This window comes from Pseudoalteromonas sp. SG45-3 (genome assembly GCF_014164075.1).
In the GTDB taxonomy this organism is placed as follows: Bacteria; Pseudomonadota; Gammaproteobacteria; order Enterobacterales; family Alteromonadaceae; genus Pseudoalteromonas; species Pseudoalteromonas distincta.
This window is the reverse complement of sequence record NZ_JACJEN010000002.1, coordinates 446,727-460,981: the sequence shown is the minus strand read 5'-3', so window position 1 is coordinate 460,981 and position 14,255 is coordinate 446,727. Positions and strand designations below refer to the sequence as shown.

General features: G+C 38.6%; 13 protein-coding genes. 8 read left to right on the top strand and 5 right to left on the bottom strand.

The annotated features are described in order from the left end of the window. Positions 1-106 precede the first annotated feature (106 nt). A complete protein-coding gene (locus H5126_RS04495) occupies positions 107-3,193 on the top strand; it encodes a beta-galactosidase (protein ID WP_182720517.1) in 3,087 nt (1,028 codons plus the stop codon). 52 nt (positions 3,194-3,245) lie between these two features. Here H5126_RS04495 and H5126_RS04490 read toward each other — a convergent pair whose 3' ends face one another. Then, positions 3,246-3,692: a DoxX family protein gene (locus H5126_RS04490; protein WP_182720516.1), complete on the bottom strand. Its 447-nt coding sequence runs from the start codon at positions 3,690-3,692 to the stop codon at positions 3,246-3,248. Positions 3,693-4,175: 483 nt separating this feature from the next. After that, entirely contained in the window at positions 4,176-5,321 is a 1,146-nt protein-coding gene (locus H5126_RS04485) for an iron-containing alcohol dehydrogenase (protein WP_002962851.1), read from the bottom strand. A 185-nt stretch (positions 5,322-5,506) separates the two neighbouring features. Here H5126_RS04485 and H5126_RS04480 point away from each other — a divergent pair, with 185 nt between their 5' ends. Continuing rightward, positions 5,507-6,403, top strand: coding sequence for an AraC family transcriptional regulator (locus H5126_RS04480; protein ID WP_182720515.1), 897 nt, complete (start codon positions 5,507-5,509; stop codon positions 6,401-6,403). Between the two features lie 24 nt (positions 6,404-6,427). On the opposite strand, the gene H5126_RS04475 is transcribed toward H5126_RS04480, so the two are convergent. Then, complete coding sequence (locus H5126_RS04475; protein WP_182720514.1) at positions 6,428-7,246, bottom strand: hypothetical protein; 819 nt, start codon at positions 7,244-7,246, stop codon at positions 6,428-6,430. A 194-nt stretch (positions 7,247-7,440) separates the two neighbouring features. Continuing rightward, a complete protein-coding gene (locus H5126_RS04470; RefSeq protein WP_002962853.1) occupies positions 7,441-7,860 on the bottom strand; it encodes a VOC family protein in 420 nt (139 codons plus the stop codon). Positions 7,861-8,133: 273 nt separating this feature from the next. Here H5126_RS04470 and H5126_RS04465 point away from each other — a divergent pair, with 273 nt between their 5' ends. The 6 genes from H5126_RS04465 (at position 8,134) to H5126_RS04440 (ending at position 13,716) form a co-directional block, all read left to right on the top strand. Beyond that, positions 8,134-8,439: a hypothetical protein gene (locus H5126_RS04465; protein WP_002962854.1), complete on the top strand. Its 306-nt coding sequence runs from the start codon at positions 8,134-8,136 to the stop codon at positions 8,437-8,439. After that, positions 8,436-8,825, top strand: a complete 390-nt coding sequence (locus tag H5126_RS04460) for a hypothetical protein (RefSeq protein WP_182720513.1) — start codon at positions 8,436-8,438, stop codon at positions 8,823-8,825. The genes H5126_RS04465 and H5126_RS04460 overlap by 4 nt, the downstream gene beginning before the upstream one ends. 169 nt (positions 8,826-8,994) lie before the next feature. Continuing rightward, positions 8,995-9,477, top strand: coding sequence for a DUF3015 domain-containing protein (locus H5126_RS04455; protein WP_002962856.1), 483 nt, complete (start codon positions 8,995-8,997; stop codon positions 9,475-9,477). 79 nt (positions 9,478-9,556) lie between these two features. Then, a complete protein-coding gene (locus H5126_RS04450) occupies positions 9,557-11,395 on the top strand; it encodes a DUF4105 domain-containing protein (protein ID WP_182720512.1) in 1,839 nt (612 codons plus the stop codon). Positions 11,396-11,601: 206 nt separating this feature from the next. Further along, positions 11,602-12,366, top strand: coding sequence for an ABC transporter substrate-binding protein (locus tag H5126_RS04445; protein WP_024596684.1), 765 nt, complete (start codon positions 11,602-11,604; stop codon positions 12,364-12,366). Between the two features lie 252 nt (positions 12,367-12,618). Further along, complete coding sequence (locus tag H5126_RS04440) at positions 12,619-13,716, top strand: polysaccharide lyase family 7 protein (protein ID WP_182696150.1); 1,098 nt, start codon at positions 12,619-12,621, stop codon at positions 13,714-13,716. On the opposite strand, the gene H5126_RS04435 is transcribed toward H5126_RS04440, so the two are convergent. Continuing rightward, complete coding sequence (locus H5126_RS04435; RefSeq protein WP_182715629.1) at positions 13,717-14,118, bottom strand: NUDIX hydrolase; 402 nt, start codon at positions 14,116-14,118, stop codon at positions 13,717-13,719. Between the last annotated feature and the right edge of the window lie 137 nt (positions 14,119-14,255).

Here is a 14,255-nt window from a genome sequence, read left to right as displayed (position 1 = left end):
AAATGATAGTTTTGGACAAATAAAAGAGAGCTTTAAGCATAACCCCAACGCATTATTTTAGCTATATTTAAGCCACTATAATTGCCATACATGCAATAGGACACTAATGAACTCACTACAACACATAATTAACCGCCGTGATTGGGAAAACCCAATTTCAGTACAAGTTAATCAAGTAAAAGCGCACAGCCCACTCAATGGATTTAAAAGCGTTGACCATGCCCGTACTAACACACAATCACAAAAACAAAGTTTAAACGGCCAATGGGATTTTAAATTATTCGATAAACCCGAAGCGGTTGATGAGTCACTGCTAAGTGAAACACTAAGCAAAGATTGGCAAAGTATTCCAGTGCCTTCTAACTGGCAGTTACACGGCTTTGATAAACCAATTTACTGTAATGTTAAATACCCATTTGCAGTTAACCCGCCATTTGTACCAAGCGATAACCCAACAGGTTGCTACCGCACTGAGTTTTCTATTACGGCGGATCAATTAGCGCAGCGTAACCATATTATTTTTGAAGGCGTAAACTCGGCATTTCACCTTTGGTGTAACGGTCAATGGGTGGGTTATTCGCAAGATAGCCGCTTACCAAGCGAATTTGATTTAAGCGAACTGTTAGTAGTAGGCACCAACCGTATTGCGGTTATGGTTATTCGTTGGAGCGATGGCAGTTATTTAGAAGATCAGGACATGTGGTGGCTAAGCGGTATTTTTCGCGATGTTAACTTACTTACAAAACCACAAAACCAAATACGTGATGTGTTTATAACCCCCGATTTAGACGCTTGCTATCGCGATGCAACGCTACATATAAAAACGGCGATAAATGCGCCAAATAACTACCAAGTAGCAGTACAGGTTTTTGATAATGAGCAAGCACTCTGCGAGCCACACATACAAAGCACTAACAATAAACGCGTTGATGAAAAAGGCGGCTGGAGCGATGTTGTATTTCAAACAATTGATATACAAAGCCCTAAAAAGTGGACCGCCGAAACCCCATACTTATACCGCTGCGTTGTAAGCCTGCTAGATGAGCAAGGCAACACAGTAGATGTTGAAGCCTATAACATTGGTTTTAGAAAAGTGGAAATGCTTAACGGACAGCTTTGCTTAAACGGCAAACCGCTACTTATTCGCGGTGTTAACCGCCACGAACACCACCCAGAAAACGGCCACACAGTAAGCACCGCCGACATGATTGAAGATATTAAGCTGATGAAGCAAAATAACTTTAATGCTGTACGTACTGCTCACTATCCTAACCACCCGCGTTTTTACGAGCTGTGCGACGAGCTAGGTTTATACGTAGTGGACGAAGCAAACATAGAAACCCATGGCATGTTCCCAATGGGTAGGCTTGCCAGCGATCCACAGTGGGCTGGTGCATTTATGTCGCGCTATACTCAAATGGTTGAGCGCGATAAAAACCACGCCTCTATTATTATTTGGTCACTGGGTAACGAATGCGGACACGGCGCCAACCACGATGCTATGTACGGATGGTCAAAAAGCTTTGACCCTTCTCGCCCAGTGCAATACGAAGGTGGCGGCGCAAATACCACAGCAACCGACATTATTTGCCCTATGTATGCCCGTGTAGATACACATGTTGCCGATGACGCCGTACCAAAATATTCAATAAAAAAATGGCTAAGCCTACCGGGTGAAACTCGCCCGCTTATTTTATGTGAGTACGCCCATGCAATGGGTAACAGCCTAGGTAGCTTTGACGATTACTGGCAAGCATTTAGAGAATACCCTCGCCTGCAAGGTGGCTTTATTTGGGATTGGGTAGACCAAGGTTTATCTAAAACTGATGAAAATGGTGAGCATTACTGGGCTTACGGCGGCGATTTTGGTGATGAACTAAACGACCGCCAATTTTGTATTAACGGCTTATTATTTCCAGATCGCACACCGCATCCAAGCTTGTTTGAAGCTAAATACAGCCAGCAACATTTACAATTTACGCTGCGCGAGCAAACTAAAAATCAATTTACCGTTGATGTATTTAGCGATTATGTATTTAGACACACAGATAACGAAAAACTGGTTTGGCAGTTAATGCAAAATGGCATCTGTGTTGAACAAGGCGAGCATGTACTTAATATTGCTCCGCAAAGTACACACACGTTAACAATTAAAACTAAAACAACGTTTGAGCAAGGTGCGCAATACCACCTTAATTTAGATGTAGCACTAATTAACGATTGTAGCTTTGCAAGTGCCGAGCATGTATTAAACACCGAGCAGTTTAAGCTTATAAATAGTAATAATTTAAACAGTGAATCATTTGCATCAACTACAGAGCAAAGCGCTATAAGTATTAACGAAACCGACTCCCACCTATGTATTGAAAACGATAAATTTAAACTTGTTTTTAGTAAGCAATCAGGGCTTATAGAGCAGTGGTTACAAAACGATACTCAGGTTATTAGTAGCCCACTGGTTGATAACTTTTATCGCGCCCCGCTTGATAACGACATAGGCGTAAGCGAAGTAGATAACCTAGATCCTAATGCATGGGAGGCACGTTGGTTACGTGCAGGTATAGGGCAATGGCAGCGCACATGTAGCTCAATTCACGCAGTTCAATCAAGCGTTGATATACGTATTACTTGTGTATTTAATTACGAGTTTAATGGCGTGCTACAAGCAAAAACACAATGGCTATATACACTAAATAATACCGGCAATATTAGCTTAAATGTTGATGTGCACTTAAACGATACACTTCCGCCAATGCCGCGTATAGGGCTAAGTACAACGCTTAACAAGCAAAGCGATACAAAAGTAAACTGGCGTGGTTTAGGGCCTTTTGAAAACTACCCAGATCGCAAAGCCGCAGCACGTTTAGGTTATTATAGCTTGAGCTTAAATGAGCTACATACCCCATATATATTCCCAACCGATAACGGCGTGCGTAGCGATTGCCAATTACTGCGTATTAATAATTTAACCGTAACCGGTGCGTTTTTATTTGCCGCCAGTGAGTATTCGCAAAGTATGTTAACGCAAGCGAAACACATTAACGAACTCATTGCTGATGATTGCGTACATGTACATATTGATCATCAACATATGGGGGTTGGTGGCGATGATTCATGGAGCCCAAGTACCCATAAAGAATATTTACTTGAGCAAAAGCAGTACAGTTATTCTTTAACATTATCTGCTGAATAATTTAAACAAAAATAGCGGCCAAATTGGCCGCTATTTTTTTAATTAACACACTCTATTTATTAGCTAGCTTTTTAGCTAATACGTTATCAAGAGAAAAGCTTCCCGCTCCTTGAATTGCTAGAACTACAGTTACTACAAGTAACGTTAATGCGTATTCATAGCCATTGTTTGCCATAAATAAGCCATTACTAATATGTACGCTAAAAATAGCAATCAGCATAGTAAAGCCGGCAACTACAGCCGCTGGGCGAGTTAACAAACCAATTGCTAATGCAATGCCACCATAAAACTCAGCGCTACCTGCCATCATTGCTAACCAATAGCCAGGCTCTAAACCAATACTCGCCATCCATTGGCCTGTACCTTCAAGCCCGTAACCGCCAAACCAAGCAAATAGCTTTTGTGCACCATGCGCCGCTAAAATAAGGCCAACTGGTACTCGTAAAATTAATGCTGCTACGCCTGCTTTTGAGCTAAGTAATGTGTTTAGTAATTTCATGAGTTTTAGTCCTGTTTAAATTTATTTAATCGTTAGATTTTTTCTAACCGTTGAGCACAGTTTACTATCATCATTAAAAAACATTAATATTGAATTTATTGGTTAATTAGCAACGCAGTATTTATAATAATCCATAAAAAAACCGCCAACCCAAAGGTTGACGGTTTTTTATTAACGTATTACTTAGGGCGTGTTGATCTTTGTGGATTGAAATTTGTTCAATCTAGGGGCGATTAAATCGCAGCGCGAGGTTTGTAACCTAGTGGGCTAAGTAAAAACCGAGCAACAAAGAGTTAATCGTCCCTAGAAAGAACCCAAAGGGCAGCGCATGTTTGGTATTTATGCTGCGTTATCGCCTATTCATGGGGAATAACCACACTACATAGGCTCCGCCTTGCCTAAAAACCAAACATACTGCTGCAAATTCACCCACCAAAGATCAACACGCCCTAGTATATTTAAGTAAGCGCTTAGCTTTGAAAATTAAGCAACCGCTTGCTCTAAAATTTCGCGGCTTTCTTTTAGCGTAATAGCTTGGTTTTCGCCTAGAGCAACCATGCCATGAGCTTCAAGTTTGCCAATAATATTGTCAATAGCAGCGGCTTTATCATCGCCATGTTCAGTAAGCTGGGTCGCTACGTCAAGGCTATGGTAAAACGCTTCAATTGCTGCAATTGTTTTCTCTGCTAAATCTTCAGATTGCTCAAGACCAAATACGTTTTTACCCATTTGCTCAAGCTTTGCTTTTTTAACTGCAAATTGGTTACGTAATAAAGAAGGCTGAACAATAGCAAGTGAACGTGCATGATCAACACCGTAAGCGGCTGTAAGCTCGTGGCCAATCATGTGTGTTGCCCAATCTTGCGATACACCAGAACCAATTAAACCATTAAGTGCTTGGTTAGCAGCCCACATAAGGTTTGCACGCCATGCGTCATCTTGGTTTTCAAAGTTATCACCTAAAGTTTTAAGCGTTCTTAAAAGTGCTTCAGCGTAACCTTCTTGAACTAATGCTGTTTCAGGGAATGTTAGGTACTGCTCACAGGTGTGAACCCATGCATCTACTAAGCCATTCACAAGTTGGCGCTGCGGTAATGTTTTCATTACATCAGGGTCCATAATCGCAAATTTAGGAAGTACTTCTGGTGATGCAAACGGTAGTTTTTGCTTCGTTGCTTCTTTGCTCACAACTGAGTTTTGGTTAGATTCAGAACCCGTTGCAGGCAATGTTAATATTGCACCGATTGGTAATGCACTAGTAATAGTATGCTTACCAGTAGGAATATCCCAACCTTCGCCATCATAAACGGCTGATGCGGCAATGTATTTAACGCCGTCGATCACTGAACCGCCGCCTACGCCTAATACGAAGTCAATATCTTGTTCTTTACAAATTTTTACTGCTTGGTCTAGCACTTCAATTGTTGGGTTAGCGCCAACGCCCGAAAACTCAACCCAGTCAAAGCCTTCAAGTGCTGCTGCAACTTGGTCGTACACGCCGTTCTTTTTAATTGAACCGCCGCCGTACACTACAAGTACTTTTTGATCTTTTGCGATCAAATCAGATAGTGCCGCAATTTGTTGCTGACCGAATTGGATAAGAGTTGGATTTACGTAGCTAAATTTCATTATTTTGCTCCTAGGTGACGGTTAAATACTAAATAGAATGCTTAGACACTAGCTAAGCTAAATTCCAATGAGTGCATATTAGTAGCAAAACAAACATAAAAAAAGCCCAATAACTCGCAAAAGCTTGCCTAAAACTATCAACATTGTTATTTTACGTAAAATACACTCAATTAAAGATGCCTTTTATGCCCACCATAGCCAATATGTTGCAACAATACGCCGAGCATAATCAATTACTCAGCTTTGAAGGCACCATGGAAACTATCATTCCAGGCGTGTATTTTCATCGAGCAACTAAAAGCTCGCCGCGCCAGCCGCTTATATATAACTCAGGTATTATTATTGTTGGGCAAGGTCATAAAATAATTCACTTTCCTGAACATCAAATAAAATACGGCGCAGGCGACTACTTAGTCCTTGGCGTACCGGTGCCATTAGAGTGTGAAGCATTTACTGATAACGACTTACCTGTTATGGGCATTGCCATAGATATAAACCCTGCAATGCTACACAAACTCGTTAATCAAATAATGCAGCATAAGCCTCTTTCAGCATCATCGTCTTCTGCACAAATTGGCGCAGTACAGTCGGCAACTTTAGATACAGCAATGGAGCTCGTTACTCACCGGTTATTAGCTGTTTTAAATAACCCCATTGAGGCTGACATTTTTGGCGAGGATATAGTAAAAGAATTGGTATATCGCGTACTTTGTGGTCCACAAGGACATACTTTAATAGGGCTTGCTATGCATGATGGGCATTATGCACGTATCGCCCGCACGCTCTCAACTATGCACAGTAGTTATGCCAATCAAATTACGGTTGAAGGGTTAGCTGAAGATGTAAACATGAGCGTATCGTCGTTTCATCGTGCTTTTAGGCAAGTAACGTTTGAATCCCCTCTACAGTATTTAAAAAAAGTACGCTTAGCTAAGGCTAAAGAACTTATAACCACTAGTGGAAGTAAAGCCAACGAAGCTGCATTAAAGGTTGGCTATACCAGCCCATCGCAATTTAGCCGCGAATTTAAACGCCACTTTAATAAAACCCCCAGTGAAATGTTAATTCAATTACATAGCTAAAGATAATGGTCTTAGAGATGTAAATTAACCGAGCGAGTTAATCTTAAGCACTGCTTTTTTGGTGTTTAGCAAAGCTTGCTTAGTAAATTGGCGATTAATAAGTTGGCTAAAAATAATAGTAAATAACGTTGAGCAAATGGCAGCTGTTGCGTACACCTGCCAAATCATAAAATTATGTTTTAACATAAACGCAATCACCGCAAAAAATACACACCCACCTAATGAACCAATAATACCCCCATTAAGAATTTTAAACGTTGAGGCTTGTTTGTCACTAAAGTGGGCAACACTGCCCATTACCGCCAAAATAACCGGAAAGGTAGAGATTAATCCGCTCCACGCAGACCCTATATGCTGTGATATAAAAGTAACAAGCACGATAAAGCTTGTCACTAATATCATTTTTACCGGAAGCTCCCAGCGGGCATTTAATGGTTTTGCATCAGCTGATATATTTAGCTTTGTAGAGATAATAGTTAAACCGAGTAAAATACAAAGCGAAACCACACTCGCCACAATAATATTCACTGGTAAAAATAAAGTAATAACGCTAAATACACACCAAATACTTAACGCTGTAAAAAGCGATTTAAGCATTCCAAACCTTCGTGATACAACCAAGTAACTAAAACAAAATAAACCTATGCCGCTCATTCCATATAAAGATGCCACAGCAGAGTTTGCAGCAAATAATTTACCTTGCTCTAATGCTATAAAATAAGATATTGGGCCCGAGGTGATAGGCAAGCCAGGAATTATACCGCTAACAAAACTACCAAAGCGTTTTTGGGCGAATGTTATTAGTAAAATAAGCAAAGGTGCAATTATGAGTTTAAGCAGCATGAATAACAATAAAGTATGAGAGTTGGAATCGAGTTTACGTGGCTATACCTACATTGTAGAGTGAATAAAAATCATGCATGTAGTGTAATTTTTTTCACCTGTAAGTATTAACTAATTTATCAAAACACTGATTAATAGTTATAAAAAAAACCACTTATTAAAGTGGTTTTTTAGCTTAACTTAAACAACAGCATTTATACTTTTTTAAATAAAACCTCTGGGTTTACCATGGTTTTCATTTCAAGCACATTGCCATTTGGATCTTCAATAAAAAATGTTTCTTGCTCAAACTCATCACCAATAAAACGGCGGTATGGTTTATCTAGGTATTCAATACCCGCATCTTCAATACGTTTTTTTAATCCATTAAATTCATCTTCAGATAAGTGAATACCAAAGTGAGGTACTGCTACGGCTCCCATATCAACATCATGGCGAACTGTTGGTAGGCGCTCAACGCTTTGGTGTAAGGTAAGTTCATTGCCCCAAAAATCTATATCTACCCAGCGACCTTCTTCACTATTACCCGTTTTACAGCCTAGTACGTCACAATAAAACGCTTTAGCCACTTTTAAATCGCCAGCCGGAATAGCCAGATGCAAACAGTTAGACATAAATAACCCTTGGTTAACACTTTAATACATTAAATTATCGCCATTATACATAATTTGTGATTTATAGAACATTAACAGCAACGCTATTAAGCATATTTAATACCTAAGAGTCGTCTAAAAAACACGCTTTTTAAATGTGTAATTACTTATAACATTTATTTGTTAGAGAGTATTAGAAAGCGCAAAAGGATTAGTTTAAAATGCGCCGCTATGATTAAATTCTTACTTTTAAAATTCATTACTTTCTTTTTAGGCTTTGTAGCTTGCTTTGCTATGCACACTACTTTTGCACTGCCTTTAGTAATTTCTGCCGCGCTAACGGGGCTTATTGGCTCTTTTATTCCTTTTCCTGCGCGTTATAAAAACCATCCTTATGCTGCAATTTATGCTGGTAGCTTTGCCGGTATGTGTTCAACCCATTTAATTACCAGTTACTGGGAAATTGCTATTATTTCGCTTATTGGCTCAAGTTTGTATGTGCTTACTATGAATATGTTTACAGGCTTTGGTGGCAAACTTGGCAGTGTTGCTTTTGCAAGCGTGGCACTTTTTGTATTAGCTAAAGGAATAGTACTATGAGTATTGAATACCCATTACTTGTACTGCTTGGTGCTTTTTTAACGTTTTACTTAGCTAAACATAGTCGCTTTGATGGTATAAGAGCATCCTCTTCACTTTCTATTATTGCTTACTTAATTTTTAGCGCATTGAATTTAAACCCCGATTTATACGCGATTATATTTTTTGGCGGTACATTTATTGGCATGAGCGCCCCGCATCGTTTTGGTATTTATACCGTAGCAAGCTCATCTGTTTTGTTTTCAATATTATTTGAATTTCTTGTACCAAAACTTGACGGCTACGGTGGTGCACTAGGTATTGGTGCATTTTTATCTGTATGTATTTGCCATACCTGTATTTTGTTAGGTGCCCCAAGAAGTAAAAAGCCGCCACCAGTTCAATAAAAATTATTGAACTGGTCTAGTTTCTCCCAGCATTCGCTTTAAAATAGTAGAAAAATTAGAGTGTAAAATATTCATGTTTTAAGCTGTTCTTTTTCTCTGCAAGTCTGTTAGAATCTTTCGCGAACTTTATTTACCCTAAATAAAGACAATCATATATGGATTTATGAAAATGAAAAAACTAATCGCAGTAGCTGCACTATCTTTACTACCTTTCTCAAATGCTATGGCTGACCAAGATATTGGTTGTGGTCTTGGTTCTATGTTATTTGCAGGCCAGCAAGGTAAAGGCGTTAAAATTTTAGGCGCTACAACAAACGGTACTTCTGGTAACCAAACTTTTGGTATCACTTTTGGTACTTTAGGTTGTGATGGTACTGGTACAGTAACGTCTTCAGAAAAAATTGCTTTATTCATCGACGGTAACATGGAGCAACTTGCTCGTGATATGTCAAAAGGTGAAGGCGAAACTTTAGCTACTCTAGCTGAAGCTTGGGGTGTTGCAGATCAAGATAAAGCAGCATTCAACGCGCTTGCTCAAGCACAGTTTTCTTCAGTATTTACTTCTGAAAACGTAACTTCGCAAACAGTTTTAGAAAACCTAAACACTGTTCTTGCAAGTAACGCACAACTTGCTTCTTATACTCTTTCTTAATCAGCTAAATTAGCCGGTTTTATACGTATAAATAAAGCCGCTGGAGTATTTCTCTAGCGGCTTTTATTGTTTAGTGATTATGAAAAAAATATTCTTTGTTTTATCAATTGCGCTGTTTAGTACTTACGTAAACGCTCAAAGTTTTAAAAATGACACCTTAGCAACCGACCCTTACTGGCTCAAATTAGGTCATTACCGTGGGGCCACATTAGGTGGTTGGAAAAGTGAAGTAGATAGTGCTGAGTTTTTTTTATCTCCTATAGGTAAAACAAGTCCACTGGACGAACTTGAAGCCACTATAGCCGCATTTAGTGGTAAAAATACTGACCCAAAAACAACACAATCTCGCTGTCGGTTTCCAGCACGCTATAAATGGCTAAAAACAAAAATTAAAAATAACTGGCCCGCGCTTAATTGCCCAGAGCTTCAGGCGTGGCAAAAAATAATAAACCCAAAAGGGGTTACGTTAGTTTTTCCTACTGCATTTATGAATAGCCCATCATCAATGTTTGGTCACACCTTACTTCGTATTGATGCAAAAGATCAGACCCGCCATAAAGAGTTGCTCGCATTCGCAGTTAATTTTGCAGCAGAACCAAACGGCTCAGACAATGCAGCTATGTACGCACTAAAAGGCCTGATTGGCAGCTATCCTGGTAAATTTTCGCTTATGCCGTACTATAAAAAAGTACGCGAATATAATGATTTAGAATCTCGTGATATTTGGGAATACAAACTTAATTTATCTGAGCTACAAGTAGAGCTTATTTTATTGCACTTATGGGAGCTACAATCAGCTACATTTGATTACTTTTTTATTGATGAAAACTGCTCTTATCAATTACTTGCATTATTACAACTCGCACAAGAGGATCTTGATTTAACATCGTCATTTAATATACAAGCTATTCCCTCTGATACCGTTGCAGTACTAAGAAATAACAACTTACTACAAACTCCTAATTACCGCCCTGCTTTTGGCACTAAGCTTTACCATTACTCTACTCAAATGACTAACGAACAACTTGATGATGCAAGAGAGTTAATGCAAGGTGGCTCCCTCAATACTCGTAATTACTCACAGTCGCAATTAGTCGCAATATTAGAAATGGCGTATGAATGGTTAAATTTTGAATTTTACGATAAAGCATTAAAGCGTGAAGAAATTGCACCGCGACTAACTAAGCTACTACTAATGCGCAGCAAATATAAAGTAGCTTCGCCATTTACTAAGCCAAGTCGTCCTATTGCTTCTCCAGAGCAAGGTCATGGCTCTTCTAAAGTAACGCTTGGAAGAACTGAGTATGCCCATCAAAGTGACTTAACAAGCTTTGCGTATCGCCTTGCATACCATGATTTATTAGATAGCTCAGCTGGATTTATTCCTGGTGCTCAAATTAGCTTTTTTGATATTGAAGGAGCCATAAGCGATAAGGGTAACACGCGACTTGAGCATTTTTATTTATTAGATGCTATGTCACTTGCACCCGATAACCGCGTGTTTGATAGCTGGTCTTGGAACTTTAAAATGGGCTTTGATCGTCAGCCTAATAATAATATTCAACAAGGTCGTTGGTTTGCTAAAGGTGGATACGGAAAATCAATCGGTAACCCAAACACGTTACACGGCTATTTACTTGGCCAAGTTGAATTTAATAATGGTGACATAACAGACAACCTAACAACAGGCATTGGTAGTGAAGCTGGTGCAATATGGCAAATAAATAACAGTCATAAACTCGCTCTTACAGCAAACATAACATGGTTAATAGATGGCCAAGCAGATAAACACAGTGACTTTGCAATAAAGTGGAATTACTCCCTATCACGTAATTTATCTATACGTACTGAGCTTAAAAACCAACATTGGTATACAAGTAGTACATCGGCTAAATTTGCAATTCAATACTACTTTTAATCATTGCATATACCCACAAGCGCTTAATTATTTTTACAGTGCTTGTGGGTATATAAAACTTTACTCAATACACGTTCAATTTTCACTTCTTTAATTATGCAATAGACTCTCTACATACCTATTCATTTACTTATTTTATACATTTGAGTATATATTTCAGACAAGACCCTTTAAACTCAAAGTATTGTAGTTAGAAAGATTCTCTTATGTATCTGCGTGTTGTAGTTTTCATTTTCGTTTTTATTTTTTGCAGTAATGTAAGGGCAGTAAGCTCTCTTACTTTTATTGCCGAAGATTTACACCCTTACCATTTTAAAAACAAAAGCGGTGAAGCTGACGGAGCTTCCGTTGATATTGCTAAGGCTGTTTTAAGAGAAGCAAAGCTACAAGCTAAATTTGAAATAATGCCAATGGCACGAGCCTTTCATCAGCTAGCAGCTAATCCAAACACAATTATGCTCTCTTTATTAAAAACTCCCGCTAGGCAAAGTCAGTTTAAATGGTTAGGAGCGGTATACTTTACTGATGCCTACCTAGTTAGTTTAAAAAGCCATAAAGACGAAGTAACTCATTTAAATCATGCAAAATTTTATAAAGTAGGCACTATTCGTGGATATTTGAGTGCCAAATATTTAATAAAGATGGGGTTTGAAGAAGATAAAAATTTAATACTAGCTAGTTATTATCAGCAGGCATGGCAAATGCTTTATAAGGGTAGAACTGACTTTGTCCTTATGAATACACTCACCTTAGATAATGAACTAAAAATGTCAGGGCTCGACCCAGACTTAATAACTAAACGACTTCATTTAGCTGATTTTCCTTCAATACTCTATTTTGCTGCTAATAATCAGCTTGACGATAAAACAGCAAACTTAATCTCGCAGGCATTAAAAACTATAAAAGTAAGTGGCGAATACCAAGCCATTTTAAAAAAGTGGCAACTCCCTCTTCCTCCTTCTATAAATTAAACCTATTTAAATAAGTATATTAGCAAACATCAAGCGCTACCAAATATGATGAAAAACACCTCTGTTTAACAATTTTAAATAACATAATAACGTTAACCAACCCTATTGGTTAACCAAAACACCGTCATTAAAATAACAATTAATTATAAAAAACTACAAATTGGTAAGTTTTAATTTTTAAATTGGTATGTTAGATTGAAGTTAAGCGACGCCTGTACCGCGCAATTTTTACTTCATCACACAGAGACAATAATGATAAAAAATACATCCACATTTAAACTTACGGCTTTAGCCGTTATCACACCTCTACTTTTTACGGCTTGTTCAAGTACCCAAAGCACTAATCAGCAAAGCGATGCGCCGGTACCTGCAACAAAGTTTGATTTATCACACTGGAAAATAAATGTACCAGTTGATTTAAACAACGACGGTAAAATTGATGAAATAGATGTAGAAGAAATTCAGACTTACGCACACCCTGATTTTTTCTATCTTGATGATAAAGGCTACATGGTATTTACCTCCCCTAATAAAGCGCTTACAAGTGCTAACTCTACTAATACCCGTAGTGAACTTAGACAAATGATCCGTGGATCAAATACTAAAATTAAAACTAAACACTCTAAAAACAACTTTGCTTTAGCTGTTCACCCGCTATCTGACCGATTTGGCTCTGTTGGTGGAAAGATGGAAGCAACGTTAAAAGTAGATCACGTTGCGCTACGTGCGACTGATCCTGATAAAAAAGCGGCTTACTCGGTTGTTGTAGGGCAAATTCACGCAGGTAAAGATCAGGCACTTATTGATACCAAGCTTGGTTATGGCTGGGGCAATGAGCCACTTAAAATATATTACAAAAAATGGCCAGGGCATAAAACAGGCTCAGTTTTTTGGAACTACGAACGTAACTTACCTAAAACCAATCCTGACCGTAAAGACATTACTTACCCAGTTTGGGGTAATACATGGGAAAACCCTAATGAGCCTGGCAGTGCCGGTATTGCACTAGGTGAAGAATTTAGCTACACGGTCAATGTGTATAAAAATGTTATGCACCTTACATTTAGCGCACAAGGCAAAGAAGACGTTAACTACTCTATTAACTTAGGTAATAACGTAGATGCTTATGGCAAAGTGGACGAAAAAGACCATCCACATGGTTACGCTGCAGATTGGCATTACTTTAAAGCCGGCGCTTATAACCAATGTAGCACTAAGAGCGCTAAAGGTATTTGGTACCCAGGTTGTTTAGGCACTGGCGATTGGACTACAGATAAACAAAATGGCGATTACGCTCAAGTAAGCTTTAGTAAACTAGAGTTAAGCCCAGCGACACCGCCAACAAAATAACTAGGCTAGTACAGCCTCAGATAAGTAATTTTTTAGTGATGTAAACAGTGGCGTTGGTAGATTATTAATATCGCACCAGCGCCACTTTAAACATTTATTAGGCTCTTTAAGCTCAGGCTCTCCGCCTTCAAAATCAGCTTTTACATACAACGTAATATAGTGTTTGTTCTCTGCTGTAAAAATATCATTGGTAAAATCAAGCTTAGTAACTTTACTTACCTCTAAACCTGTTTCTTCAAACACTTCTCGTATTGCACATTGTTCAACACTTTCACCAAACTCTAAATGTCCACCAGGTGTTGCCCATGTATTAGCACCATGCGCGCCAATGCGCTCACCTAGTAAAATTGTGTTTTGATGCTTTATAATAACCGCAACCCCTACTCTTACTACGTTACTCATATCGTATTTTCTCTTATTTTTACTGCCCGCCATGCTGAACCACACGCTTTGTGTTGTCAATTTTGTATTTTAAAAACCAGTGTATTGATTAACTTTTAGCCGACCAAGGTCGAATAGCTTGCTTGCTAAAAAAAGCC

What these genes read in the sequence shown, in the direction of transcription:
- H5126_RS04480 (WP_182720515.1), top strand. Translation starts at nt 5,507, where the DNA reads ATGCCCACCATAGCCAATATGTTGCAACAATACGCCGAGCATAATCAA.
- H5126_RS04490 (WP_182720516.1), bottom strand. Translation starts at nt 3,692, where the DNA reads ATGAAATTACTAAACACATTACTTAGCTCAAAAGCAGGCGTAGCAGCA.
- H5126_RS04435 (WP_182715629.1), bottom strand. Translation starts at nt 14,118, where the DNA reads ATGAGTAACGTAGTAAGAGTAGGGGTTGCGGTTATTATAAAGCATCAA.
- H5126_RS04445 (WP_024596684.1), top strand. Translation starts at nt 11,602, where the DNA reads ATGTATCTGCGTGTTGTAGTTTTCATTTTCGTTTTTATTTTTTGCAGT.
- H5126_RS04485 (WP_002962851.1), bottom strand. Translation starts at nt 5,321, where the DNA reads ATGAAATTTAGCTACGTAAATCCAACTCTTATCCAATTCGGTCAGCAA.
- H5126_RS04470 (WP_002962853.1), bottom strand. Translation starts at nt 7,860, where the DNA reads ATGTCTAACTGTTTGCATCTGGCTATTCCGGCTGGCGATTTAAAAGTG.
- H5126_RS04460 (WP_182720513.1), top strand. Translation starts at nt 8,436, where the DNA reads ATGAGTATTGAATACCCATTACTTGTACTGCTTGGTGCTTTTTTAACG.
- H5126_RS04450 (WP_182720512.1), top strand. Translation starts at nt 9,557, where the DNA reads ATGAAAAAAATATTCTTTGTTTTATCAATTGCGCTGTTTAGTACTTAC.
- H5126_RS04465 (WP_002962854.1), top strand. Translation starts at nt 8,134, where the DNA reads ATGCACACTACTTTTGCACTGCCTTTAGTAATTTCTGCCGCGCTAACG.
- H5126_RS04440 (WP_182696150.1), top strand. Translation starts at nt 12,619, where the DNA reads ATGATAAAAAATACATCCACATTTAAACTTACGGCTTTAGCCGTTATC.
- H5126_RS04455 (WP_002962856.1), top strand. Translation starts at nt 8,995, where the DNA reads ATGAAAAAACTAATCGCAGTAGCTGCACTATCTTTACTACCTTTCTCA.
- H5126_RS04495 (WP_182720517.1), top strand. Translation starts at nt 107, where the DNA reads ATGAACTCACTACAACACATAATTAACCGCCGTGATTGGGAAAACCCA.
- H5126_RS04475 (WP_182720514.1), bottom strand. Translation starts at nt 7,246, where the DNA reads ATGCTGCTTAAACTCATAATTGCACCTTTGCTTATTTTACTAATAACA.